The sequence below is a fragment of the Pseudomonas sp. genome (genome assembly GCF_050739995.1).
Classification (GTDB): domain Bacteria; phylum Pseudomonadota; class Gammaproteobacteria; order Pseudomonadales; family Pseudomonadaceae; genus Aquipseudomonas.
Genome location: NZ_JBOICG010000479.1, coordinates 1 through 9245, shown reverse-complemented (window position 1 = coordinate 9245; position 9245 = coordinate 1). Strand labels below are relative to the sequence as shown.

At 59.5% G+C, this 9245-nt stretch carries 8 protein-coding genes; 2 read left to right on the top strand and 6 right to left on the bottom strand.

Annotated features, from left to right (window positions below; all coding sequences use genetic code 11):
- Positions 1-463: 463 nt before the first annotated feature.
- From ACRESD_RS15940 to dksA, 5 genes are all read right to left on the bottom strand, one after another.
- On the bottom strand, positions 464-1894 hold the full coding sequence (locus tag ACRESD_RS15940; RefSeq protein ID WP_431751802.1) for a sigma-54-dependent transcriptional regulator: 1431 nt from the start codon (positions 1892-1894) through the stop codon (positions 464-466).
- 22 nt (positions 1895-1916) lie between these two features.
- Positions 1917-4871 carry a sensor histidine kinase gene (locus ACRESD_RS15935; RefSeq protein WP_431751801.1) on the bottom strand — a complete coding sequence of 985 codons (2955 nt, stop codon included), beginning with the start codon at positions 4869-4871 and terminating at the stop codon, positions 1917-1919.
- Positions 4855-5031 (bottom strand): hypothetical protein, encoded by a 177-nt coding sequence (locus ACRESD_RS15930; protein WP_003176118.1) that lies wholly within the window; start codon positions 5029-5031, stop codon positions 4855-4857. The genes ACRESD_RS15935 and ACRESD_RS15930 overlap by 17 nt, the downstream gene beginning before the upstream one ends.
- Positions 5032-5093: 62 nt before the next feature.
- Positions 5094-5981: a tRNA glutamyl-Q(34) synthetase GluQRS gene (gluQRS, locus tag ACRESD_RS15925; RefSeq protein WP_431751800.1), complete on the bottom strand. Its 888-nt coding sequence runs from the start codon at positions 5979-5981 to the stop codon at positions 5094-5096.
- 83 nt (positions 5982-6064) lie between these two features.
- Positions 6065-6505, bottom strand: coding sequence for an RNA polymerase-binding protein DksA (gene dksA, locus ACRESD_RS15920; RefSeq protein ID WP_431751799.1), 441 nt, complete (start codon positions 6503-6505; stop codon positions 6065-6067).
- Between the two features lie 318 nt (positions 6506-6823).
- On the opposite strand from dksA, the gene ACRESD_RS15915 reads away from it, so the two are divergent.
- Both ACRESD_RS15915 and sfsA read left to right on the top strand, forming a co-directional pair.
- On the top strand, positions 6824-7996 hold the full coding sequence (locus ACRESD_RS15915) for a pyridoxal phosphate-dependent aminotransferase (RefSeq protein WP_431751798.1): 1173 nt from the start codon (positions 6824-6826) through the stop codon (positions 7994-7996).
- Positions 7996-8709, top strand: coding sequence for a DNA/RNA nuclease SfsA (gene sfsA, locus ACRESD_RS15910; RefSeq protein WP_431751797.1), 714 nt, complete (start codon positions 7996-7998; stop codon positions 8707-8709). Before ACRESD_RS15915 ends, sfsA begins: the two co-directional genes overlap by 1 nt.
- On the opposite strand, the gene ACRESD_RS15905 is transcribed toward sfsA, so the two are convergent.
- Entirely contained in the window at positions 8706-9023 is a 318-nt protein-coding gene (locus tag ACRESD_RS15905) for a Rieske (2Fe-2S) protein (RefSeq protein ID WP_431751796.1), read from the bottom strand. The genes sfsA and ACRESD_RS15905 overlap by 4 nt on opposite strands.
- Positions 9024-9245: the final 222 nt, after the last annotated feature.

The window sequence follows — 9245 nt, the reverse complement described above, 5'->3', positions numbered from 1 at the left end:
CCATGAAGCTTCACCTTCATGACACTCCCAATCGGGAGTCAAGAGCAAACGGATTGCTTTGGTCGCTGTGTTGCTGATCTACGATCCAACCAGTTCAGGCTCTGCCTTAGGGCAGTTTTTGTTGTTCTCGGCCTGGTTGCGGGGCAAGCCCCAAATGCAACGCCTCTCCAAAAGAATCAGTTAGCTGCGCCTCCGCCGTGTTGTTTTTGTTATGCGTGAGTCGATTCGTCTTATTTTTATTGTCTGGTACAAAGCTTGTTATTGTTTTTGTACTAAGCATATAGCAGGGTGCGTGCCAACTTTTGTCCCGTCCAGCAAAAACGGGGGTGTGAAGGGCTTTCAGGGTTCTGGCAGGCGAAAAAAAGCCGGGGCTTCGTTACCGTAAGCCCCGGCTTTTGTTACGTGAAAGTTCTGCGGTAACAGTTTTTTCACATCTGAGGGTGTTACCCGTGGGCGCGCGGCCTCAACTCTCGCTGGCAACCCCGGTCTTGCGCCGTGGAATGCCCAGGCGCTGACGTCGTTCCCACAGGCACTTACGGCTCACACCCAGTTTGCGGGCCAGTTCGGTCTCGGTCATATGGTCCTGATGCTCAAGGACGAAGTGCTGGAAGTAATCTTCCAGTGACAAATCTTCCGTCGGCTCATGGCTGGTATTGCTACCGCCGCCATGCTGTGGGGCCAGGCCCAGGAAATCGTCATCTTCCAAGTCGCTGAGTTCGATATCGATACCCAGCAGTTCGGCGGAAATTTCCGGGCTTTCCGACAGAATCACCGCACGCTCGACCGCATTTTCCAGCTCTCGCACGTTACCTGGCCACGAGTAATGCCGAATTGCCTGCTCGGCGTCTGCAGCAAACTTCAGGTCAGTACGGTTGATGCGCGCGCTTTGGCGCAACAGGAACGCGTTGGCGATCTCGTTGACGTCGGCTCCACGCTCGCGCAGTGCTGGCAGCTTGAGTGCGATCACATGCAGGCGGTAGTACAAGTCTTCACGGAACTGGCCGATCTTGGCCAGGCTCTTGAGGTCACGGTGGGTCGCTGCGATCAGTCGCACATCGACCTTTTGTGACTGCACCGAGCCGACGCGGCGAATTTCACCTTCCTGCAAGACACGCAGCAGTCGCGCCTGGGCTTCGAGGGGCAGTTCGCCGATTTCATCGAGGAACAACGTGCCGCCGTCCGCCGCTTCCACCAGGCCCGCGCGTCCGGCGCTTGCGCCTGTGAACGCGCCTTTCTCATGACCGAACAGTTCGGATTCGATCAGGGATTCGGGGATCGCCGCGCAGTTCACCGAAATCATCGGCGCCTTGGCGCGCTTGGACAGGTTGTGCAGGGCGCGGGCCACCAGTTCCTTACCGGTGCCTGACTCGCCTTGGATCAATACATTGGAGTCCGTAGGCGCGACTTTGCGAATCTTGCTGTACAGATCCTGCATCGGTGGGCACGAGCCGATGATGCCAATCTCGCCGTTGCTGTTATCAGCTCCCGGTTTGTCGGTGGTCTTTCCGGCTGGACGAGGTTCGGCAGGCGCACTGCCAGCCGACTGGTGGTCGCGCAGGATACGGGCCACTGCCTGGAGCATTTCATCGTGGTCGAAGGGCTTGGCGATGTAGTCCACCGCGCCCATCTTCATCGAGTCCACCGCCGAGCGCAGGCTGGCGTAGCTGGTCATGATCAGCACCGGAGTGCCCTGGCCAAGCTTGATCAGCTCGGTGCCAGGCGCACCCGGCAGGCGCAGGTCGCTGACAATCAGGTCGAACGTGGGAATGCTGAATCGCTCTTGGGCTTCCTGCACCGAGCCGGCTTCGCTGACCTGGTACTGATTACGTTCAAGCAGGCGACGCAAGGCAGAGCGGATAATGGTTTCGTCTTCGACGATCAAAATGTGCGGCATTGATTCAATTCTCTCGACGGTCTCAGTTCACAGCGGACGTCGCTTCGACATGACGCGGCAAGGTCACCCGGATACGGGTGCCGCGTTGGCTTTCAGGGTCAGCCGGGCTGTCGATGGTGATTTGTCCATAATGCTCTTCAACGATGGAATAGACCAGTGCAAGGCCCAGACCGGTACCTTCACCTGGGTCCTTGGTGGTGAAGAAGGGTTCGAACAACCGGTCCTTGATGTTCTGTGGAATGCCGCTGCCTTCGTCCTCCACGATCAGGTCGATCGTGTGCTCGAAAGCCTCGCTCTTGACGCGTACCGCGCTGCCGGCCGGTGAGGCGTCGCGCGCGTTGGATAGCAGGTTGATCAACACCTGCGCCAAGCGTTGGGAGTCGCCGTCGACCCAGTGGTCCGGGTCGCACAAATTGAAAAACTGTACCTCGAAATTGCGCCGGTTCAACGCCAGCAGCCCAATGGCGTCCTGTGCCACTTCGGCCAGGCACACCGCTTCATCCTGGTTCTGATGGGCGCCAGAGTGGGCGAAGCTCATCAGCGATTGCACAATGCGCGAAACGCGCTTGGTCTGTTCGAGGATCTGCCCGCTGATCTCGGTGATTTCGCCGTCTTCTTCGCGCTCTTCCCGCAGGTTCTGCGCCAGACAGGCGATACCGGTGATCGGATTGCCGATTTCGTGGGCCACACCGGCGGCGAGGCGACCAATGCTGGCCAGGCGCTCGGAGTGCACCAACTTGTCTTCGAGCATCTGGGTTTCGGTCAGGTCCTCCACCAGCAGCACCAGGCCGCTGTTGCCGGGGGCGAGGGGTTCGTCAATCGCGGCTTTGTGCAGGTTGAGCCAACGGGTCTGGCCGTCGAGGGCCAGGTGCTGCTTGTGCAAGTGTTCGTCGGGCAGGTTGATGAAGCCTTGCAGCAGTTCTTTCCAGGGCTCGCCCAGGGTATTCAAGCGCGAACCCACCACCCGCTGGGCGGCGATGCCGGTGAGTTCTTCCATGGCCTTGTTCCACATCAGGATCTCTTGATCCTTGGCCAGCGAACACACGCCCATCGGCAGTTCTTGCAGGGTCTGGCGGTGGTAGCGCCGCAGGGCATCGAGTTCGGCGGCAAGGCCGGTGAGGCGTGAGTGATAATCCTCCAGCCGGCTTTCGATGAAATGGATGTCTTCGGTGACGTAGTTTTCGCCTCCCGCCTTGTAGGGCAAGAACGTTTCCACCATGTCCTGGGACACGCTCGGCCCCATCAGGCCGGAGAGGTTGGCTTCGATACGGTCACGCAGGCGACGCAGCGCATAGGGACGCCGTTCGTCAAACGGCAGGTAGAGATCGCGCAATGCCTGTTCGACTTCTTTCTGTGCCGCCTTGGCGCCTAGCGGTTTGGCCAGTTGCGTGGCGAATTCCTGGGGCGAGGCGGCGTGCAGTTCGCGGCGCTGCGGGCGGCGCACGTTGTCCACTGCACAGGCCTCGGCGGCGCTGGTTTCTTCTGGGCTGGCGTTGGTGAACAGCGAGATCAGGGTGAACATCAGCACGTTGGCGGCCAGGGAGGCGATCGCCGCCATGTGCCAACTGGTGTCGTCCAGTACGTAAATCATGTTCAGCAGCGGAATGTAGAAACCCTGCAGGTTGCCGACCAATGGCAGCAACATGGTGACGATCCACACCAGAATGCCAGCCAGCAAGCCGGCGATGAAACCACGGCGATTGGCGGTCGGCCAGTACAGCACCGACAACACGCCCGGCAGGAACTGCAAGGTGGCGACGAACGCGACGATGCCGAGGTTGGCCAGGTCTTGCCCGGCGCCCAGCAGCAGGTAGAAACCATAGCCGGCCATGATGATGGCGACGATCAGTGCTCGGCGCGTCCATTTCAGCCAACGGTAGATATTGCCTTCAGCGGGCGGCTGGTACAGCGGCAGCACCAGATGGTTGAGTGCCATGCCCGAGAGGGCCAGGGTGGTGACGATGATCAGGCCACTGGCTGCTGATAAGCCGCCGACATAGGCGAGTAGCGCCAGGGCCGGGTTATTCGCGGCGATGCCGACGCCAAGGGTGAAGTATTCCGGGTTGGTGGTGGCTCCCAGTTTCAGGCCGGCCCACAGGATCAGCGGCACCGCCAGGCTCATCAGCAATAGGAACAGCGGTAGGCCCCAGCTGGCACTGACCAGTGAGCGTGGGTTGAGGTTTTCGGTGAAGGTCATGTGGTACATGTGCGGCATCACAATCGCCGAGGCGAAGAACACCAGCAGCAGCGTGCGCCACGGGCCCTCTTGCAAAGGCGTGTGCAGGGCGGCGAGGGCGGTCTGGTTTTGCAATAGCCACATTTCCAGCTGTTGCGGGCCGTCGAATACGCCATACAGCGCATAGAGGCCAACACCGCCGATGGCGATCAGTTTGATGACCGATTCGAAGGCAATCGCAAACACCAGCCCTTCGTGCTTTTCACGGGTGGCAATATGCCTCGAGCCGAAGAAGATCGTGAACAGGGTGATCAGCGCACAGAAGGCCAGGGCGACACGGTGCTGCACCGGTTCGCGGGTCAGGATGCTGATGGAGTCGGCCACCGCCTGAATTTGCAGGGCCAGTAAGGGCAACACACCAATCAGCATGAAGATGGTGGTGAGTGCGCCGGCCCAGGTGCTGCGAAAGCGAAAAGCAAACAGGTCCGCCAGGGACGATAGCTGGTAGGTGCGGGTGATCTTCAGGATCGGGTACAGCAACACGGGCGCCAGCAGGAAAGCCCCGGACACCCCGAGGTAGCTGGAGAGGAAGCCATACCCGTACTGATAGGCCAGGCCCACCGTGCCGTAGAACGCCCAGGCGCTGGCATAGACACCCAGGGACAAGGTGTAGGTCAGCGGATGGCGAATGATCGCCCGTGGAATCATTCCGCGCTCACTGATCCAGGCGACACCGAACAACGCAGCCAGGTAGGCGGCGCTGATCAGCAGCATCTGGGTCAGGCTAAAGCTCATCGGCATCTTTTTGGCTCTGCAGGATGAAGGTCACGACGATCAGGATCAGCCACAGCAGATAAGGGCGGTACCAGGCGCCCGTGGCGTCGATCCACCAATCCATGATGGCGGGGGAAAACAGGTAGATCCCGACGACCAGCAGCAGGACCAATCGATAGATGTACATGTTGGCCTCTGTGTGAAAACGTGCGGCGATGGTAACGGATGGCTGGCAAGCTGCAAGAGCCTTCAGCTCAATTGCGCTTCAGCCAGTGTGAGTAAGCGTGGGATCTTTGTGGCATCCCAGTGTGCAATACCCCAATCCAGCAGTTCCCGTGGGATGGCGTGAAGCAGTTCGTTGCCGGGTTGTTGGCCAAGCGCGCGTAATGCCCTCAATAGCAAAGGCGTGGCCTGATCGGGTGTCAACGGCGGAGAACGATAGGATTTGCCCAGTTTGTTACCGTCCGGCTGGATGATCAGCGGCACATGCAGGTAGCGCGGTTGGCGCAGGCCCAGCAGCTCTTGCAGATACAACTGGCGTGGTGTGGAGTCGAGCAAGTCGGCGCCGCGCACGATATCGGTCACGCCTTGCCACGCATCGTCGAGCACGACGGCCAACTGGTAGGCGTAGAGACTGTCGCGGCGACGGATGATGAAGTCGCCTACATCGCGGCCCAGGTGTTGTCGGAATTCGCCTTGTACACGATCGGTAAAGTGGTACTCCAGCTCTGGAACACGCAAACGGATAGCGGCGTCCTGCTGATCGTGACCGGCATTGCGGCACAGGCCTGGGTAAATCCCGTTGTAGGCTTCCAGTTGTTTGCGTGAGCAGGTACAGGCGTACGCCAGGCCGTGGTTGAACATGTCGTTCAGCACTTTGGCGTAGGCATCATGCCGCTCGCTTTGTCGGACCAATTCGCCATCCCACTCAAAGCCGTAGCTTTCCAGGGCATGCAGAATCGCCGCCTGGGCACCGGGTTCTTCACGGGGTGGGTCGAGGTCTTCCATGCGCATCAGCCAGCGGCCGTTATTGGCGCGAGCATCGAGGTAGGAAGCGAGAGCGGCGACCAGCGAGCCAAAATGCAAATGGCCGCTGGGCGTGGGGGCGAAGCGCCCGATATAGGTAGAGGCTGTCATGGGCCGGATACTACTGGAAAATCGGTAAACGCCAGAAACAAAAATGGGGCGTTTGCACGCCCCATTCGTTCAGCTCGGCAGGATTACTTGCCGACCTGCTTTTCTTTGATTTCAGCCAGGTTTTTACAGTCCACGCACATGTCGGCGGTAGGACGGGCTTCCAGGCGACGAATGCCAATCTCGACACCGCAGGTTTCGCACCAGCCGTATTCTTCGTCTTCGATCAGTTGCAGCGTCTTGTCGATTTTCTTGATCAGCTTGCGTTCGCGATCGCGGGCGCGCAGTTCGAGGGCGAATTCCTCTTCCTGGCTGGCACGGTCTGCCGGGTCCGGGAAGTTGGCGGCTTCGTCCTTCATGTGGTCAACGGTGCGGTCGACTTCTTGCATCAATTCCTGCTTCCACTTCTGCAGGATCTTGGTGAAGTGCTGGCGCATGGGCTTGCCCATGTACTCCTCACCCTTCGCTTCGACGTAAGGTGTGAAGCCACTGAGGCTTTGCTGCTGTTGCTTTGCTTGGGTGGACATGAATAGACCGCCTCTCACTCTTCTAATCCATTGCGCAGGATTGCAACGTCACCGACACCTGCCGGCCCTGCGGCTGCAAGCGGGCGAACTTACCAGATAGATTCGGGGTGCGCCACTCCCGGTTGTCGAGGCCCATTGCGCCGGGGTTGCAAACTGCAGTAGCCCGCCGTGGCTGGGTATGAATCGTCTCGAATGTTAATTTTAGTCGTTTTGTGCGCGTGTGCCGGACCGTTCAGGTGACCGAGCAGGCAATAGAACATGTTTTACCGTGCAGGTTCGGTAGAATCCGAACTTTGTCCTCACGGTTAAGGAAGGCTAATGGCTCAGCCCTATAGTGCGCGCAGTCGCGCCATCGAACCCTTTCATGTCATGGCATTGCTGGCGCGAGCCAATGAGTTGCAGGCGGCCGGCCACGATGTGATCCATCTGGAAATCGGTGAGCCGGATTTCACCACGGCCGAGCCGATCATCCAGGCGGGACAGGCGGCGTTGGCCAACGGTAAGACCCGCTATACCGCGGCGCGTGGCTTGCCTGAGTTGCGTGAAGCAATCAGCGGCTTTTACCAGCAGCGCTACGGGCTGAGTGTCGACCCTGAGCGTATTCTGATCACTCCGGGTGGCTCTGGCGCGTTGCTGCTGGCGAGCAGTTTGCTGGTGGACCCGGGCAAGCACTGGCTGCTGGCTGACCCTGGCTACCCCTGCAACCGGCACTTCCTGAGGCTGGTGGAAGGCGCGGCGCAATTGGTACCGGTAGGTCCGGAGGTGCGCTACCAATTGACCGCTGACCTGGTCGCCAGGTACTGGGATCACGACAGTGTCGGCGCACTGGTGGCATCGCCTGCCAACCCCACCGGTACAATTTTGACGCGTGACGAGCTGGCTGGGCTTTCGAGTGCAATCAAGGCGCGTAACGGTCACTTGGTGGTCGACGAGATCTATCATGGCCTGACCTACGGCACTGATGCCGCCAGCGTGCTGGAAGTCGATGACGATGCCTTTGTACTGAATAGTTTTTCCAAGTATTTCGGCATGACCGGCTGGCGCCTGGGTTGGCTGGTAGCGCCGCCCGCTGCGGTCGGGGAGCTGGAGAAGCTGGCGCAAAATCTCTACATCAGTGCGCCAAGCATGGCCCAGTACGCTGCCTTGGCCTGTTTTACCCCGCAGACCCTGAGCATTCTGGAAGAGCGTCGCGCCGAATTCGGTCGCCGTCGCGACTTCCTGCTGCCCGCTTTACGCGAGCTGGGGTTCGGTATTGCTGTAGAGCCTGAGGGCGCTTTCTACTTGTATGCCGATATCAGCGCGTTCGGCGGTGATGCCTTCGCGTTCTGTCGTCATTTCCTTGAGACTGAACATGTGGCCTTCACGCCTGGGCTTGATTTCGGCCGCTATCAGGCCGGTCATCATGTACGTTTTGCCTACACGCAGAACATTGATCGGTTACAAGAGGCGGTGGAGCGGATTGCCCGTGGTCTGCGGAGCTGGCAAGGCTGATGCGCTTTCATCCTCCTCTGGAACAAGGGCGGCTGATTCGCCGCTACAAGCGCTTTCTTACCGATATCGAAACCGTTACCGGCGAGTTGCTGACCATTCACTGCCCAAACACCGGCTCGATGCTCAATTGCATGGTGGAGGGCGGGCAGGTCTGGTTCAGCCGTTCCGATGATCCCAAGCGCAAGCTGCCAGGCACCTGGGAAATCGCCGAAACGCCTCAAGGTCGACTGGCATGCGTCAACACGGCGCGCGCCAACCCAGTGGTCGAAGAAGCGTTGCGCGCCGGGGTCATCACTGAACTCAACGGTTTTACCGCGTTGAAGCGCGAGGTGCCTTACGGCCAGGAAAAAAGCCGTATCGACTTTCGCCTGGAGTACCTGCAGGGCGCGGCTTATGTAGAGGTGAAAAGCGTCACGTTGGGTTTCGACGACTCTGTTGTGGCAGCCTTTCCCGATGCAGTGACCCAGCGTGGCGCCAAGCATCTGCGTGAGTTGGCGCATTTGGCGCGCGACGGTGTGCGGGCGGTGCAGCTGTATTGCGTCAATCTCTCCGGGATCGAGGCGGTGCGTCCGGCGGTGGAAATTGATGCCGGTTATGCCGCTGCATTGCGTGAGGCTAAAGCCGCGGGCGTAGAGGTGTTGGCCTATGGTGTGCGCATCACGCCGGAGGAAATTTACATCGACCGTCGGTTGGATGTACTGCTGGACGACTAGAGTTCAACCCATAAGCCTTGTTCGTCTTCACGGCCGGGCAGGGGAGTGAGGCTTTGACCGGCACAGGGGCCGGCGATGCATTCGCCGCTCTCGATCAGAAACAGCGCGCCGTGGGTGGCGCACTGGATCAGGCTGGCGCTGGAGTCCAGGAACTGGTCGGGCTGCCACTCCAGTGGAATGCCGCGATGGGGGCAGCGGTTGATATAGAAGTAGGCAGTGCTGTCCCGGCGCACGGCCAACAGCTTGTAACCATCGATCTCAAAGCCGCGGCTGCTGTTGGGTGCGAGGGTGTCGGAGGAGCAGACAAACTTCATTTCAATCCTTAAGTGCCTTGACGTTCAAATGCAAACAATTATCAAATGCCCGCTTCGCCCGTCGGCTGACCGGGTGCTCCTTACGATGCCAGGCAGGTGCAATCTGTCACATCGATGAGCACTTGAGTGGCCCTGCCTTTGGAAGGAAACCCTGTTATGCGCCTGAGTACCAGCGCTATTGCGCTCGTTGCCTCACTGCTGGTCAACCATGGGGCACAAGCC

Coding starts and splice junctions, on each gene's coding strand:
- ACRESD_RS15940 (WP_431751802.1), bottom strand. CDS start 1,894: ATGCCGCACATTTTGATCGTCGAAGACGAAACCATTATCCGCTCTGCC.
- ACRESD_RS15935 (WP_431751801.1), bottom strand. CDS start 4,871: ATGCCGATGAGCTTTAGCCTGACCCAGATGCTGCTGATCAGCGCCGCC.
- ACRESD_RS15930 (WP_003176118.1), bottom strand. CDS start 5,031: ATGTACATCTATCGATTGGTCCTGCTGCTGGTCGTCGGGATCTACCTG.
- gluQRS (WP_431751800.1), bottom strand. CDS start 5,981: ATGACAGCCTCTACCTATATCGGGCGCTTCGCCCCCACGCCCAGCGGC.
- dksA (WP_431751799.1), bottom strand. CDS start 6,505: ATGTCCACCCAAGCAAAGCAACAGCAGCAAAGCCTCAGTGGCTTCACA.
- ACRESD_RS15915 (WP_431751798.1), top strand. CDS start 6,824: ATGGCTCAGCCCTATAGTGCGCGCAGTCGCGCCATCGAACCCTTTCAT.
- sfsA (WP_431751797.1), top strand. CDS start 7,996: ATGCGCTTTCATCCTCCTCTGGAACAAGGGCGGCTGATTCGCCGCTAC.
- ACRESD_RS15905 (WP_431751796.1), bottom strand. CDS start 9,023: ATGAAGTTTGTCTGCTCCTCCGACACCCTCGCACCCAACAGCAGCCGC.